This is a genomic window from Allosphingosinicella deserti, assembly GCF_003012735.1.
Classification (GTDB): Bacteria; Pseudomonadota; Alphaproteobacteria; order Sphingomonadales; family Sphingomonadaceae; genus Allosphingosinicella; species Allosphingosinicella deserti.
This window is the reverse complement of the sequence record NZ_PXYI01000011.1, coordinates 32,256-47,514: the sequence shown is the minus strand read 5'-3', so window position 1 is coordinate 47,514 and position 15,259 is coordinate 32,256. Positions and strand designations below refer to the sequence as shown.

General features: G+C 64.8%; 11 protein-coding genes. 9 read left to right on the top strand and 2 right to left on the bottom strand.

Annotation, left to right across the window (positions count from 1 at the left end; genetic code table 11):
- Nucleotides 1-14: 14 nt before the first annotated feature.
- Genes tssM through C7I55_RS24295 form a run of 4 tightly spaced genes read left to right on the top strand, consistent with a single transcriptional unit; the run spans nucleotide 15 to nucleotide 6,614 of the window.
- Complete coding sequence (gene tssM, locus C7I55_RS24310; protein ID WP_106515650.1) at nucleotides 15-3,479, top strand: type VI secretion system membrane subunit TssM; 3,465 nt, start codon at nucleotides 15-17, stop codon at nucleotides 3,477-3,479.
- Between the two features lie 2 nt (nucleotides 3,480-3,481).
- Nucleotides 3,482-4,006, top strand: coding sequence for a type VI secretion system-associated protein TagF (tagF, locus tag C7I55_RS24305; protein WP_106515649.1), 525 nt, complete (start codon nucleotides 3,482-3,484; stop codon nucleotides 4,004-4,006).
- A complete protein-coding gene (locus C7I55_RS24300) occupies nucleotides 4,003-4,770 on the top strand; it encodes a PP2C family protein-serine/threonine phosphatase (protein ID WP_106515648.1) in 768 nt (255 codons plus the stop codon). The genes tagF and C7I55_RS24300 overlap by 4 nt, the downstream gene beginning before the upstream one ends.
- Nucleotides 4,767-6,614 carry a serine/threonine-protein kinase gene (locus C7I55_RS24295; protein ID WP_106515647.1) on the top strand — a complete coding sequence of 616 codons (1,848 nt, stop codon included), beginning with the start codon at nucleotides 4,767-4,769 and terminating at the stop codon, nucleotides 6,612-6,614. Before C7I55_RS24300 ends, C7I55_RS24295 begins: the two co-directional genes overlap by 4 nt.
- A 112-nt stretch (nucleotides 6,615-6,726) precedes the next feature.
- On the opposite strand, the gene tagH is transcribed toward C7I55_RS24295, so the two are convergent.
- Together tagH and C7I55_RS24285 are read right to left on the bottom strand one after the other, a co-directional pair.
- Complete coding sequence (gene tagH / locus C7I55_RS24290) at nucleotides 6,727-8,376, bottom strand: type VI secretion system-associated FHA domain protein TagH (RefSeq protein ID WP_106515646.1); 1,650 nt, start codon at nucleotides 8,374-8,376, stop codon at nucleotides 6,727-6,729.
- Nucleotides 8,377-8,673: 297 nt separating this feature from the next.
- Nucleotides 8,674-10,602 carry a type VI secretion system Vgr family protein gene (locus C7I55_RS24285; RefSeq protein WP_158266573.1) on the bottom strand — a complete coding sequence of 643 codons (1,929 nt, stop codon included), beginning with the start codon at nucleotides 10,600-10,602 and terminating at the stop codon, nucleotides 8,674-8,676.
- 582 nt (nucleotides 10,603-11,184) lie between these two features.
- Here C7I55_RS24285 and C7I55_RS28590 point away from each other — a divergent pair.
- From C7I55_RS28590 to C7I55_RS24260, 5 genes are all read left to right on the top strand, one after another.
- Entirely contained in the window at nucleotides 11,185-11,505 is a 321-nt protein-coding gene (locus C7I55_RS28590; protein ID WP_199193043.1) for an OmpA family protein, read from the top strand.
- A gap of 60 nt (nucleotides 11,506-11,565) precedes the next feature.
- Entirely contained in the window at nucleotides 11,566-12,537 is a 972-nt protein-coding gene (locus C7I55_RS24275; RefSeq protein WP_106515748.1) for a type VI secretion system protein TssA, read from the top strand.
- A gap of 67 nt (nucleotides 12,538-12,604) precedes the next feature.
- Nucleotides 12,605-13,144: a type VI secretion system contractile sheath small subunit gene (gene tssB, locus C7I55_RS24270; RefSeq protein WP_106515643.1), complete on the top strand. Its 540-nt coding sequence runs from the start codon at nucleotides 12,605-12,607 to the stop codon at nucleotides 13,142-13,144.
- A 16-nt stretch (nucleotides 13,145-13,160) separates the two neighbouring features.
- Nucleotides 13,161-14,651 carry a type VI secretion system contractile sheath large subunit gene (gene tssC / locus C7I55_RS24265; RefSeq protein ID WP_106515642.1) on the top strand — a complete coding sequence of 497 codons (1,491 nt, stop codon included), beginning with the start codon at nucleotides 13,161-13,163 and terminating at the stop codon, nucleotides 14,649-14,651.
- Between the two features lie 102 nt (nucleotides 14,652-14,753).
- Entirely contained in the window at nucleotides 14,754-15,248 is a 495-nt protein-coding gene (locus C7I55_RS24260; RefSeq protein ID WP_106515641.1) for an Hcp family type VI secretion system effector, read from the top strand.
- Nucleotides 15,249-15,259 lie beyond the last annotated feature (11 nt).

Sequence of the window (15,259 nt, the reverse complement as noted above, 5' to 3'; positions counted from 1 at the left end):
TCGGAGAGCGCCGGATGCGTTTGCTGAAGAACTGGTGGTTCGTCACGATCACCTGCGCACTGCTGGTGGCATTGCTGCTTGCCCTCGGGCTGCCCTTGTTCGTCGCGTTCCTGCGTCCGCTATGGGTGCGCCTCCTTTGTGTGCTGGTGGTTGGGGCGATCTGGGGGCTCTTCGCCTATCTCCGGCGCCGGCGTGCCAAACAAGCGTCTGCGGCGATCGCAGCCGAGCTCGTCCCGGATCCTGCCGATGTGGAGGGCCGTGCCCTCGGCGAGCGCATGCGTGCCGCGATCACGCAGCTCAGATCGGCGTCGGGCAAGCGCCGCGACTACCTTTATACCCGTCCCTGGTACGTGATCATCGGTCCGCCGGGAGCCGGCAAGACGACGGCGCTCCTGAATTCGGGACTGCGCTTCCCGTTCGGGGACAGCGCGGCCCAGGGGGTCGGCGGCACCCGCAACCTGGATTTCTGGTTCGCCGACGAGGCCGTGCTGGTGGACACGGCCGGCCGCTATACGAGCCAGGATTCCGATCGCCAGGTCGACTCACGGGGCTGGACATCCTTTCTCGCCCTGCTTCGCAAGCATCGGCCCCTCCAGCCGATCAATGGCGTGATCGTCGCCATCGGACTCGACGAGCTTCTTGCAGTGGATTGCGCCGCGATCGATGCGCACGCGGCCGCCGTCCGACGCAGGCTGGCTGAGCTGCGCAAGACCCTCGAAGTGTCGGCGCCGGTCTACATGATCTTCACGAAGGCCGACCGGCTCGCCGGCTTCGCGGAGTTCTTCGAGGATCTCGACGTCGAAGGTCGTCGCGCGGTGCTCGGTCACACGTTCGATTACAAGCAGGGCAAGCCGATCGCCGAGGTCCTGGCCCAGGCGTTCGACGAGACCGCACAATCGGTTGCCGATCGCCAGGCCAAGCGGCTGTTCGAGGAAGTGGACCCGCTCCGGCGGTCGCTGCTGCTCGGTTTCCCATCGCAGCTCCAATCCCTGCGATCCCGGATCCTGCGGTTCCTGGACGGCGCCTTCGCCACGGGCGCCGAGCCCACCGGCACCTTGCGGGGCTTCTATTTCACCAGCGGCATTCAGGAGGGCGCTCCCCTTGACCGGATTCTCGCCGGGATGGCGGAAATCTACGATCGCCCCGCCGCGGGCAGCCCCGGCCAGGGAAGCTCGGGCCGTGCCTATTTCCTGAACCGGCTGCTCGGCGACGTGATCTTTCCCGAAGCGGGCCTGGTCGCGATGGATCCTGCGGCACGCATGCGCCAGCGCGCACGCCTGGTCGGCGCCTTGACCGCGATGGCCGCAATGATCCTGGTCACCTTCGCTGCATGGGGCGTCAGCTTCGCCCGAAACCGCGACTTTCAGGCCAGCCTCCTCGCAGGCGCCGAGACGGCCCGCACCCAGTTTCGCGAGGCCGGCATCGATCTCAAGCAGGTGCGGCAAAGCGATGGCGACCTTCGGGCGGCGCTGCCGGGCCTCAACAGCCTCCGCGCACTTCCGCGCGGCTATGCGGCCCGGGCCGCCGGCGGACCGCCGCTGATGATGCGGCTGGGCCTGTTCCAGAGCAGTCTCAGTGTCGAAGCCGAGGAAAGCTATCGCGAAGCGCTTCGCCGCGTGATGCTGCCAAGGCTGATGCTTCGCCTTGAAGACTATATGCGCGGCCACAGCGGCGACGCGATGGCGCTGTACGAGCCGCTGAAAGTCTATCTGATGCTGGGTCAGCAGGGACCGATGGACGCCAAGGCCGTTCATCGCTGGGTGACGAGCGACTGGGCGACCGAGGTGTTTCCGGGGTCCGACAGCGCCGCCGAGCGCGGTCAGCTTGCCACCCATCTCACCGCCCTGTTGCAGGACCGCAACCTCGCCAGCGTCTGGGCCGATCGGAAACCGCCGCTCGACGGGCAGCTGGTTGCCCATGCCCGCGCCGCGATCGGCACCTTGTCGCTGGCGGATCGTGCCTACGCCGTGATGAAGCAGAAGGCAGCAACCGCAGGTCCCGATTGGGAAGTGGCGAACGTCCTGTCGCAGGGCGACGCGGCAGCCTTTGCCAACCGCGATCAGGTTCTCTCGACGCGGGTGCCCTATTTCTTCACGCGGGCCGGGTTCGAGAAGACCTACACGCTCGGCCTTGCAACGGTGCAGGAGGATCTCAAACGCGACCTTTGGGTGCTCGGCGGCGACGCTGCGACGGGTGGCGTGCAGGACGAGATGAGCAACATCCGCCCCGGAGTGGCCGGCCTCTACGCCCAGGATTATATTGCGGCCTGGGAGGCGGTGATCGCGGCCTTGCAGCCCGGCGATTACTTCCGAGATGCCGCGGCATTCGGGGCGGTGACCAAGAGCCCCTCCCCGCTGAAACGCGTATTGCTCGAACTTCGGAAGAACACGATCTTCGAGGGCGGGGCACAGGCGATCGGCAGACGGGTGGTCCAGGACCGGATCAATCGCTCGCGCTTCGGGCGCTATGCGGGGGACGCGACGCAGGGCCGTGCGGCCGGACTGGATGCCGGAAGCGAGATCACCAACTATTTCCAGCCGGTTCACGATTATGTCGGCGACGGAAAGACCCCGGGGCCGATCGACGAGTTCGTGGCCGCCCTCAAGCAGGCAGGGCAGGCGGTGATCGCCGCGCGATCGATCGGCGGCGGCGGCGGTTCCGAGGCGACGCAGGCCCAGATGGCGAGCGCGATGGCATCGGTGAAGACGGCGGCGGCCGGCGCGCCGCCGCAGCTACAGTCCTTCGTCAATTCCGCATCGGGAGGCGGTTCGGCCGCGCAAGTAAGCGCCGCCAAAGGCGCCGTGGCCGATGCCTATGCGCAATCGGTGCTCCCGGCATGTCAGGAGGTCGCCCAGGAGCATTTCCCTTTTTTCGGGGCCGCCGAGGCGGATGCCCCGGCGGTTGATGTCCTCCGCGTCTTCGGGATGGGCGGCACGCTCGACGCGTTCGTTCAGAAGCGGCTGATGCCGCTAACCGACACGAGCGGCCCGGTCTGGCGCTGGAAGCCGGACGATCCGATCGCGCGGACCCTGGACCCGGGAAGCCCCGAGCAATTCGCAAAGGCTGCGCAGATCCGCGATCTGCTGGCGGGAGGCCTGCCGCTCAAGGTGTCGATGGCGGCCATGGGCACCGCCGTCGCCTCGGTCGAAGTGTCGAACGGGGGGGCCACCTACAAGTTCGACGCTGCCAACAACCTGCCAAAACCGCTTCTGTGGTCCATTTCGGGTGGCCTGCCGCAAGCGTCGGTGGTGCTCTACGGCGCAGACGGGAAGGAGTTGCGCCGCTTCGAAGCGGAAGGGCCGTGGGCATTGTTTCGGCTGATGGGCCAGGCGGACAAGGAGAATGCAGGTCCGCAATCGATCCGTGCCACCTTCGGTGAGGGCACGGCCGCGGCCACGCTGGCGGTCCAGCTGCCCTCTCAGCGCAACCCGTTCAGCCGCGGCGACCTGTGGTCGTTCCGCTGCCCGGCAACGCTGTGAACATGGTGCAGCTGTTCGGCAAATTGCCGACACACGGCGATTTTCTCGCGCGCGGGCTCTCGCCCGCAGAGCGAGACGCGCTCGATGGATGGATGTCCGCAGGGTTGAGCGACGTTCGGGGGAAACTCGGTGCCGAATTCGAGGATTTGTACGATCGCGCACCACCCTGGCGGTTCGTGACGCGCGCTGGTGCGCTTATGAATGCGGGCGTCATGATCCCGTCGATCGACAGCGCCGGGCGCCGCTTTCCATTCTACCTCGCCGGGCTGGGGCTCGCTCCGGCGCAGGCATTGGACGCAGCCGCGCAATGCGAGGCGCTGCTCTACCGAGCGTTCGAGGAGGCATGGACCGTCGATCGTCTCGCCGGCGAAGCCGGCTCGATCGTCCCGCAGCCCGGCGAGACCGTTCACATGGAAGCCGTCTGGTGGACGGCCGGCGGCGAAGACTTCCCTCCGGTGCAGCTTTCGGGCGAGCGGCCGAGTGGGCTATTCCAGACGCTGTTGAGCGCGAGGCAGGAGAAGGCATGATGCGGCAGCTCCGCATCGACAGCGTCGGTGCCACGCATGCGGGTCGCGTGCGGACCAACAATGAAGACAGCTTCTGTCTTTGGCAGGACCGATCCTTGTGGGCCGTTGCCGACGGTATGGGCGGCCACGACAATGGCGAATGGGCCTCCGCCAGGATCATCGACATGCTGGAAGGCGTGTCGCTGCCGAGCGATTTCGATGCGGCCTGCGCCGTGATCGCGAATTCCATTCATCGGGCCAATGCCGAGATCCACGAGGAAGCGGAGCGGCGTAGCATCCAGATGGGATCGACGGTGGTCGCGCTCCATCTCTGCAACGATCGCTTCGGATTGTTCTGGGTGGGCGACAGCCGCGGCTACGTGCTGCGGGACGGCAGACTCCACCAACTCACCCGCGATCACAGCCAGGTGCAGGACATGGTCGACCGCGGGCTCATCCGGGCCGAAGACGCTGCCATGCATCCCATGTCCCATGTGCTCGCCCGCGCGATTGGCGTGCAGCCGGGAGTCGAGGTCGATGCGGTGGCGGATCTTGCCGAGCCGGGTGACATCTTCCTTCTGTGCAGCGACGGTCTGACCAGCCGCGTCTCCGACGCGGAAATCGCTGCCGCCCTCGACTCCTGCTCCCGCCCGGAGGCACTCGATCACTTGATCACCCTGACGCTTGAGCGGGGCGCCCCCGACAATGTCACGGCCATCCTGATCGGCGTGAACGAATCGACGATGCTGTCCCTCGTGGGATCGGCAGGGTCTCTGCACAGATGACGGAAGAGCCCAAAGACCCGCCGCCGCCAAGGGATCAGAAAACGGTCTTCGTTCCGGCCGATGCGGCGACACGTTTTCAGCCGGCCGGCACCGGCTTCGCCCCACGCACTGACGGTACCAGCATTCAGATCGGCGACGTCCTCAACCACATTTTCGAAGTGAAGACGTTCATTGCTCGGGGCGGCATGGGCGAAGTCTTCGAAGGCGTGAACGTGAACACCGACGAGCGCGTCGCCATCAAGGTGATGCTGCCGTCGCTCGCGGCCGATCCTAACGTCATTTCGATGTTCCGCAAGGAAGCGCGAACGCTGACCCGCCTTCGGCACGAAGCCCTCGTCCAGTATCGCGTCCTGGCGCAGGAACCGCAGCTCGGCGTCCTCTACATCGTTACCGAATATATCGACGGGTCCAACCTTTCGCTTCACCTGGGAAAGATCAGGGCCGAATTGCCCGATCTCGTTGGATTTCTCTCGCGCATGGCGTCCGGTCTCGACACCGCGCACAAGCTCGGCGCGATCCACCGCGACATCGCGCCGGACAACGTCCTCCTCGAGGACGGGGATCTGGCGCGTGCGAAGATCATCGACTTCGGCATCGCCAAGGAGATGGATCCCGGCTCGGCAACCATCGTCGGCGATGGTTTCGCGGGCAAGCTCAACTACGTCGCCCCGGAACAATTGGGTGATTTCGGCGGCCGGATCGGGCCGTGGACGGATGTCTACAGCCTCGCCCTCGTGGTTCTGGCGCTCGCACAGGGTTCCGACGTCAAGATGGGCGGATCACTGGCCGACGCCGTCGACAAGCGGCGTGCCGGCCCGGATCTGTCGAGCCTTCCCGAGCCGCTCAGGCCGATCCTGGCGAAGATGCTTCGTGCCGATCCGGCCGAGCGCTTCCAATCGATGGAAGCCGTCCTGGCAGAGCTTGCCACGCTTGCCGGGATGCAGGCGCCCGTGCCCACGAATCGCGCTCGCAAGCCGCTCTGGATCGCAGGCGGCATCGTCGCCATTGCCGGAGTGCTTGGGTCGGGTTGGCTGCTCACGCGATCCCCGCCTCCCGTAGACGCGCCCGAACCCGTGATCGGGACGCGGGATCCGACGCAGGTCGCTCGAACCGCGATCGACGCAGTTCTGCCATCGGTAAGCTGCACATGGCTCCAGATCGTCGATGTCACCGCAGGAAAGGTCGGCCCGACGATCAGGCTGACCGGCGTCGCCGGGAATCCCTCCGCCGCGCAGAACGAGATCTCGCAGGCATTGGCGCAGAGCAAGATCGCAGGTGCGGGGATCGACTTCAGCGAGGTCGCACAAATCACCCAATCGGGATGCGCCGCGCTCGATACCTACCGTCAGATACGGGCGCCGGATGCGCGACAATTGTCGGTGCCTCAGCGCAAGTTCGAGATGCGCATTCAGCCGAACGACCCCGCGTTGACCGGATATCCGGGGGAGAATGCGGCCAACGTCATTCTGCAGCTCGCCATCGCTGACCCGAAGTCCGATTTCGCGCTGATCGGGCTCGAGCCGTCGGGCGTCATCGACCCGGAATTCTCGGGTCCGGGCACCGGGGTTCTCGGCCGCCAGGGGTTGAAGGCACTGGCGCAGCAGAGCCGCATCGTCAGCGATCGTGGCAATGACCGGTATCAGATGCAGCTGGACGTCAACCATCCGGGTTGGTCGGGCGTGCTGCTGCTGACCGGTTCCGGTCCGTTCGAGAAGGATGTCATTGCACCGCCCCTCGGCGGCCGCGGGCCGGAATGGACCAACAGATTCGTGTCGGAGGCGGCCGCAAAGGGATGGCAGGCGCAGATGGTGTGGTTCAAGACCGTCGACGAGCTGAGCGAGTAGCAAGACGCAGCATGCCGACCCTGATCGTCATGGATGAGAGCGTGCAGCTGCGGCCTGAGATGTGAAACGGGTTTCTACGTCCTGAGGGACAGGTGGCCAGCTGCCCAACCGTTCAGCGCCGATCCCGCTTCTGCATCCTCGACTGTTCGTCATAGGCTTTCCGAAATTCCTTGGCGAAGACGTCCATGAACGCTTCGTCCGAGCCGCGGGCGACGCCACTGAACTCCCGCTCATAGGCCTGCCAGAGTGCCGCATCCCGGGCCGCCGGCAAGATCTTCGCGAGCAGGCCCCTGCTCTCCGCCCGCTCACGGATGGCACCGGGCGAAAACCGCTCCAGCGTGGCCCGGAGCGCTCCTTGCATCGCCCGAAGGGTGGCGACCTGATGCGACTGCAGATCGTAATAGGCTTCCTCGATCGCCTGTCCCGCGTCCATGAACCCCTGCGCTGGCGGATTGAGGAGCGCAGCAACGGCATCTTCGGGGGACCGGGCAAACTTGATCGGGTTGTTCCCTGCCACCTCGAACGCCGTCGACTCCGCGCCCATCTGCGACTTCGCGCGGGCCCTCGCCTCCACCATCAGCACCAGGCCGGCGACGAGACGGTGGAAGAGTTGCCCTGCTCGCTCGAGCAGTGCGGGGTCCCGCCGCACGACGCTGCGCTCGACGCCCGCGGCTCGCAGCAGCGCTTCCACCAGCGCACCGTCCGGTACGGCCGGAGTGACGGGCGGAAGCGGAGCAGGCGCTATCGTGGGCGTGTGCGCAGGATCGGGGAACGCCGGTGCGGGCCCAGCACCGGCGGGCCCTGCCGGAGACGATTTGGGCATCGCGAAATGCACGTCGGAAACCGGAGCCCCGATCGGTGTCGGCGCCGCATTCGTCCACGGATCGGCGGCTCCGAAAGATCTGGACGGAGCGACGCCCAGCGCCTCCTCCGGCGAGCGCGGATCGACTCCCAGCAGGTCCTGTCGAGGCGCGATGGGCTGGCCGAAGCCGCCCCGCGCCCAATCGACGACATTGCCTTCGGCCAACCGACCCCAGATGTCGTCGGGTGCCGCCGCGGGAGGGCGGTCGGGCGCCGCGCTCGACCATTGGGACGCATCCTGCTGCGGCGCCTCCGGGACGTGCCACGCGGACGCCACGGGAGAGGCGGGCGGTGTCGGCGGGGGTGTCCAGTTGCTCCCGGAATCGCCTCTCCCGGGCGTGGCCGCGCCTGCACCGGCTGCGGGCGCCCAGCTGTCGTTGCTGCCCGAGCGGGCGGGCCCCGAAGGCGCGCCCCAGCCGCTCTGCTGCGAAGGCGGCGAGGGAGGAGCATCCCACCCCCGCGCTGGAGCTGGTATCGCAGGAGGCGGATCCCACCCCGACGGCGTTGCCGCATGCGGGCCAGCCGGCGCCCAGCCATCCCATTGGGATTGCGGACCGGGCGTTGCGGTGCCGTGCGGAGCCTCCGCGAGGAGAGAAGCGCGGATCTCGAAATGGCCGATCGTGATCACGTCTCCATCGGCAATCCGGTGCGGACGGGTGAGGCGATCGGGACGGCCGTTGACGAACGTGCCGTTCATGCTGATGTCGTTCAGCAGATAGGCCCCGTTTTGGTATCGAACCTCGCAATGCCGCGACGAAATGTGATTGCGCGGGTCGGGAAGGGTCCAGTCGGCGTTCGGAGAGCGCCCGATGAGCGCCCCCTGCCGGTCCAGGACGAGGTCCGCCGGGGCCGCTTCCCCGCTGCCAAGGGTCACCTTCTCTATGCGGAAGCGTAGCGTCATACGGCCTCCGGCGGAGCGATCCGTCCTGCCGCGGCTGTGCCGCGCAACGACGCCGATGCCAAAGGTTGGTCAGCCATGCTGCACAGCCCATCGCCACGGGCAATCGGTCGGCGCGAGCGGTTCGCTCCCCGTGCGGGCACCGAGCAGCAGAGGACGCGTCGTTTCGGTCGGCCGCCATCACGAACACCGGCGACACGTTCGGGGAGGCGAAGACCGTTCGCCTCAGGATGCGGCACTGTGCGGTGCTGCCACGCCCGGGTGAGCTGAACTCCGCTCAACATGGCCATTGGAGGTTCCTCAGTTGATCTTGACTACGCCGCCGGTCAACGTCAGCACCTCCGCACCGTGCACTGTCGATGTCTTGGTGCCGTTGACGGTGATCGTCGGCGAAGTGATCGCGATCGCGTCCGGTGTCATCACGATCTTGGACGCCCCGATCTGAAGGACGATCGTCTCCTTGGCGGTGAGTTGGTACGATTTGTCGACGTCCAGAATGTCGTCCTGCCCGATCTTGCTGTAACGCTGCTTGACAACGGACAGATTCTGGTTGTTGCCGATCGTCACACCTTCATCATTGTGGACCAGTTCGATGCGGTCGTTTCCGATCATGACGGATTGGTTCTGGCCGACATGGTGGGTCTCGTCGAGGCGAACCCGCGTGTTCATGTCACGCTCCGCGTGCACGTACAGCTCCTCGGCGCCGCCCTTGTCCTCGAAGCGTATCTCGTTGGCCCCCGGAGCGCCGCTGTCCAGCGACTTCGCGCCGGAATAATCCCCGGCATTTCCGTACCGCTTGGTCCGCCACAAAGCCCGGGTCTTGTTTTCCGGCAACGGATAGATCGGCATGTGATTGGCATTGAAGACCCGCCCGACCACGACCGGGCGGTCGGGGTCGCCGCCGAGAAAGTCGACAAGCACTTCGTGGCCCACTCTGGGCAGGATGACGTTGCCGAGGCCGCCGGTCTGCGACACGCGAATCCAGCAGGTCGCAGCCTCCCCCGGCGTCGTGCCGCGGTCCCAATGGAAGCGGACTTTCACCCGGCCGTATTTGTCGGTGTAGATTTCCTCACCGGCCGGCCCCGAGACCACCGCCGTTTCGAGCCCCTGCACGACCGGCCGCGGCGTGGTCTGCGGCGGATGGAAGCGGGTCTCGGCAGGGATCGCCTCGAACCGAACGTTGAACGATTGCTCGTACGCGTTGGGGCCGCTGCGATAGGTTTCCGCCACGATGCTGTGGTAGGCCGATATGATCAGGTAGTTGCCGTTCATTCGCCCGACCTGGTGCGCCCCGACGGCAACCTTGTATCCACAGGACAGCGAGGCCGCCTGCGAGGCGCCGGTGAACAGCCGACGTTGCGCGCGCATTCCGTTGAGCAACGTCTCGCTCCGTTCTCCGCCGTGCTTTTCGATCTCCCCCGGCGAAATCGATTCATGGAAGAAGCGCCCGGGATAGACATAGATCTCCCGGTCATCCCGCTGATGCTGCCCCTCGCCCTCGGCCTTCGCTTCCACGAACCGATCCGGCGCGCGGAAATCCCAGTCGCGCACCGTCACCTTCGCGCCCGCCTGCGTCGTCACACGCTCGTGCCAGCTCTGCAGATGGTGCTTGCCGCCACTCGCCCTCTCGGCGGAATCGACCGCGAACACGGACACCGAATTGGGCGCATAGGTCAACGAGGCCGGCCGACCCGCGACGTGCGAAGCCGGCGAATCGCAGATCGTCATCACATGCTTGTCGGCCTCGTGGCGGAAGAAATAGTACATTCCCTCCTCTTCCATCAGGCGAGACACAAAGGTGAAATCGCTTTCCTGATACTGCACGCAATAGTTGCGCGGGCGCGGTGATCCCGAAATCTTGAACTCGAAATCGGACACGCCCGCATTCTGCAGCACCTGCTTGATGATCGCGTCCGCCGCCATGTCCTGGAAAATCGCCATGTTGCGATTCTGCGCCAGGAAGAAGGTCCAGGGCTTCAGCACCAGACGGTAACGGTGGCCGGTCGGGGATTCGTCGACATATTCGCCGGACACCACCAGCCCGTGGAAGTGGCGAAGCAATTCGCCGTCCTCCATCACCTTCAATCCGCACGGCTTACCAAGATGCGGTTGCAAGTCGATCTCGAGGGGCGCGAACACGTCCACGGTGATCGTGAACGGCGTGCTCAGCGACTCGATCGAGTCGATACGTTCCAGAGTGACCTGTTCGTCACCCAGATCGACCGACATTTCAGAAAGTCTCGACGTGCCCGGCAAAGCGGCCTCCCGACCAATTTTGGCGTTTGCTCTTTCGCTCATAGCGGTGAGCGGTTCAAGCGCGCCACTGGGATTAATGTACGTTCACAACGCGGTTCAGCCTTGTGGGGGGAGCCATGTCAATTTATGTCTAAGGTGCCGAGGGGAATCGGCTGAGACAGCGAGGAATTGATGCGAATTTCGGTCCTTTGGTCCATCGCGAGTCTGATCATCGGGGTCGGCTCGGCCCCCGCTATTGCCCAAACCCAGCCAGAGCCCACCGTCGAAGGCTATCTCTGCACGTTTGCCGGCAAGTGCGGCGATGCTCCCGCCGGCGAGCAGCCGACCCGGGCGGCGCCCGCGACCAAGGGCTTCCGACTCGCACGTCCCGGCGCGGAGCCGCAGGCACAGGCCAATGCACCGGCGGCGCGGCCGATCGCGCGCAGCGATCGGAGAACACCGCCTCGACAGGGAACCAGAACCGCGAACCGGGCGAGGAGCAGCCGTTATGCGTCGGCGTCAGCGGCGGCGTCGACGCCGGCCCTCCGCCCGAGCGAAGCGCCACGCGCCGATTTGATGATCGGCTTCGATCTGAACTCCGCCACGATCACGTCCGACGGCATGGCGAAAGCCCGAATCTTCGCGCAATCGCTGCTGATGCCGGAACTGCGCGGCAAGCGCTTTCTCATCGAGGGGCATACCGACTCGCGCGGCGGGATTCCGTTGAACATGGAACTCTCGCGCAGGCGCGCGGAGGCCGTGGCCAATTTCCTTGCGCAGCAAGGCGTCGAGCGGTCGCGGGTCGAAGTCCGGGGCTTCGGCCCCACCAACCCGCTGCCGGGCCGCAAGGCGAGCGACCCGCGCAACCGCCGGGTCGAGGCCAAGCTGATCGCGTGATCGGCTTGCCACACCGGCGACAAGGGGGAACATGACGTTGGCAGGAGCAGATGCGTGTTGATGCGGGTGCAGGATCTGCTTGCGCCGGTGTCGGACGAGTCGCCCGCCGGCGACGATCTTTACGATCATCCGGAGCGGCAGCAGATCGAGCAGGCGTTCGAAGAGGACGCAGCCTCCGTCGATTGGCGCGGCGTCGTTTCGATGATCGAGGCGCAGAGCCAGCAGACCAAGGATATCTGGCTCGCCATCTACCTCGCACGGGCCGGGGCGAAGATGGGCCGCCTGGAAACGGTGGTGACCGGCTGCGAGATGCTCGCCGGACTGGTAGAAACCTACTGGGAAGATCTCCACCCGTCCCTGGCGGAATATGGCTTTCAGGGCCGAAAGGGCCCCTGCGAGTCGCTGACGCGGATCGGCACCTTCCTGGGTCCGCTCAAGCGCATCGTCCTGATCGATCATCCGCGGCTCGGCACCTACACGGCGGAGGATCTCGAGCGGTTCGAACGCGAAGGGGATGAGGCCGAAGGGTTCGGCATGTTCCGGCACGCCATGGGCGAGACATCGCAGGAGGTTCTGGTTGAATCCGTGCGGGCCATCGAGGCCGCGAAAGCGGCGATCGCCCGCGTGGATACCGTGCTGATGGCCAGGGCCGTCGACGATACCGGGACCGATTTCAAATCCACGTACCAGGCGTTCGACAGTATCCGCCGATCCCTTGTGAGCTATGTCGCGGAACCCGAAACCAGCGCCGACGAGCTACAGGAGTCGACCGATGCCGCGGCAGGGACCGCCCGGGGCAACGGCACGGGCCGGATCGAGTCACGCGAGGATGTGGCGCGCGCGCTCGACGCGATCGCCGATTATTACGCGCGCAAGGAACCGACGAGCCCCATCCCCGTTGCTCTGCGGCGGGTTCGGGGTTGGATTGATATGGATTTCATGGCGATTTTGCGCGACATCGCTCCCGGAAGCGTGTCAGAAGCGGGGTCTGTGCTCTTGGCGCGCACTGAAGATGAAAGCTCCGCATATTGACCTGAGAAACGGTATCGTCGACAGATTCTGGGTTCGAAGCTGACTTTGCCATCGAAAGGCTAATCCCATGGTTGCGAAAAGCGGACAGCGCTTCATCAAGGAAAACCGGGCGCCGCGCGTCCACATCGAATATGAAGTCGAGACCTACGGCTCTCGGCAGAAGATCGAATTGCCGTTCGTCATGGGCGTGCTCTCCGATCTTTCCGGAAAAAGCCATGTCGAGAAGAAGGAGATCACGAAACGTGACTTCGTCGAGTTCGATATGGACAATTTCGACGAACGCATGGACGCGATCGCGCCGCGCGCTGCCTTCACGGTCGAGAACACGCTCACCAATGAAGGCAAGCTCGGCGTCGACCTGACGTTCAGCAACATCAACGATTTTTCGCCGGCCGAGATCGTCAAGAAAGTTCCGGCGCTTGCCAAGCTTCTGGAGGCGCGGCAACAGCTTCAGGACTTGCTGATCTACATGGACGGCAAGGACGGCGCGCAGGAGCTTCTGGAGAAAGTTCTGAAGGATCCGGCGCTGCTGTCCGCATTGTCGTCGGCCAAGCCGGCGGGCGAAGATGCACCGGCGGCGGAAGCCAAGCCGGCCGAGCAGGCGTAAGAGGAGACAGGGCGACATGGCGCAAGAGGCACTTCAGGGGCAGACCGATCGCCCCCTCGCCGAGGCCGCGGAGATCGACGATTTCTCGGCGCTTCTGCAAAAGGAATTCAAGCCTGCGGACGATGTCCGCAAGAACCGTATCGAAGATGCCGTGCAGACCCTTGCGCAGCAGGCGCTCGAGAATGCCGCGATCATCGGCGACGACGTCTATACGACCGTCGACGCAATGCGCGCGGCGATCGATCGCAAGCTCACCGAGCAGGTCAACAAGATCATCCACCACCAGGAGTTCCAGGCCCTCGAATCGGCTTGGCGCGGGCTCCACTACATGGTGATGAACACGTCGACCGGTAAGGACATGAAAATCCGCGTGATGAACATGTCCAAGGAGGAATGTCGCAAGATGTTCCGCCAGTATCGCGACGCCGCGTGGGATCAGAGCCCATTGTTCAAGAAGGTCTACGAGTCCGAATTCGGGCAACTCGGCGGACAGCCGTACGGCGCCTTCATCTGCGATTATTATTTCGATCACACGGCCCCCAATCTCGAGGTCATGAAGGGCCTCGCCAAGATCGGTGCCGCCGCGCACGCGCCGTTCATTGCGGCAGCCGCACCGCCGCTGTTCGGCATGGAGAGCTGGACCGAGCTCGCCAATCCGCGCGATCTCGGCAAATTGTTTGATGCTCAGGAATATATGGCCTGGCGTTCGTTCCGCGCGTCGGAGGACAGCCGTTACATGGCGTTGACGATGCCGCGCTTCCTGGGCCGGCAGGTCTATGGCGCGAAGACGGAGCCCGTTGACGAGTTCGACTTCGAAGAAGATACGACGGGTGAGCACGACAAGCATCTGTGGCTGAACGCCGCCTATGCGATGGGCACGCGGATCACCGATGCGTTCAGCACCTACGGCTGGTGCACCCGCATCCGCGGCGTCGAATCCGGAGGCACGGTCGAAGGACTGCCGACCGCCACCTTCCCGACCGACGAGGGCGGGATCGACCTCAAATGCCCGACGGAAATCGCCATTTCCGACCGGCGCGAGGCCGAGCTCTCGGCCGCCGGGATGATCGCGCTGATCCACCGCAAGAATACCGACCAGGCCACGTTCATCGGCGCCCAGACGCTGCATCGGCCGAAGAATTACGAGAATGTCGATGCCACGGCGAACGCCAATCTTTCGGCTCGGCTTCCGTACATCTTCGCCAGCTGCCGCTTCGCCCACTACCTCAAGTGCATGGTTCGCGACTGGGTAGGCGGAAACCGTGAGGCGGATCAGTTGCAGCGGGATCTCCACAATTGGGTGCTGCAATATGTGGACGGCGCACCCTCATCGTCGAGCGAAGAGACAAAGGCGAGACTTCCCCTGAAGGATGCCAAAATCGAGGTCGTGCCAGACGAAGAAAACCCGGGATACTACAAGGGTAAGTTCATGTTCGTGCCGCATTATCAGCTTGAAGGCATGGACATTGCGCTTAGCATGGTGTCTAGGCTGCCACGGGCAGCATAGGCTGTGGGCCACACGGCTCACACGCTTGCTTTGACCCGAAATTGTCACAGTCAAAGCTGATATTCGTTCGCGCGGAGGATCGCGCATCTATGGAGGTAGACCATGGCAGTTGACTTGTTCCTGAAAATCGACGGCATCGAAGGCGAGAGCCAGAAGAAGGGCCACGAGCGCGAGATCGACATCATCTCGTTCAACTTCGGTGCTGCCCAGCACGGCTCGTTCCACACCGGCGGCGCCGGCGGCGGCTCGGGCAAGGCGGAAATTCGCGATATCTCCATCGTGAAGGAGGTCGACAAGGCCTCTCCGAAGCTCTTCAGCGCCTGCGCGTCCGGCAAGCACATCAAAGAGATCATCATCTATTCGCAGAAGGCCGGCGACGACAAGAACCCGCTGACCTACTACAAGATCAAGCTGGAAGACGTGATCGTCTCCTCGGTGGACAACCAGGGTGCCAGCCATGGCGACGCGATCATGGAATCGGTCGTGTTCAACACCGCGAAGGTGACCTTCGACTACCAGCCGCAGAGCCGGAGCGGTGGCAAGGAAGGCGGCGTGGTCACGGCCAGCTACGACATCCGGCAGAACGTCGCCAGCTAAGCCACGGCTCA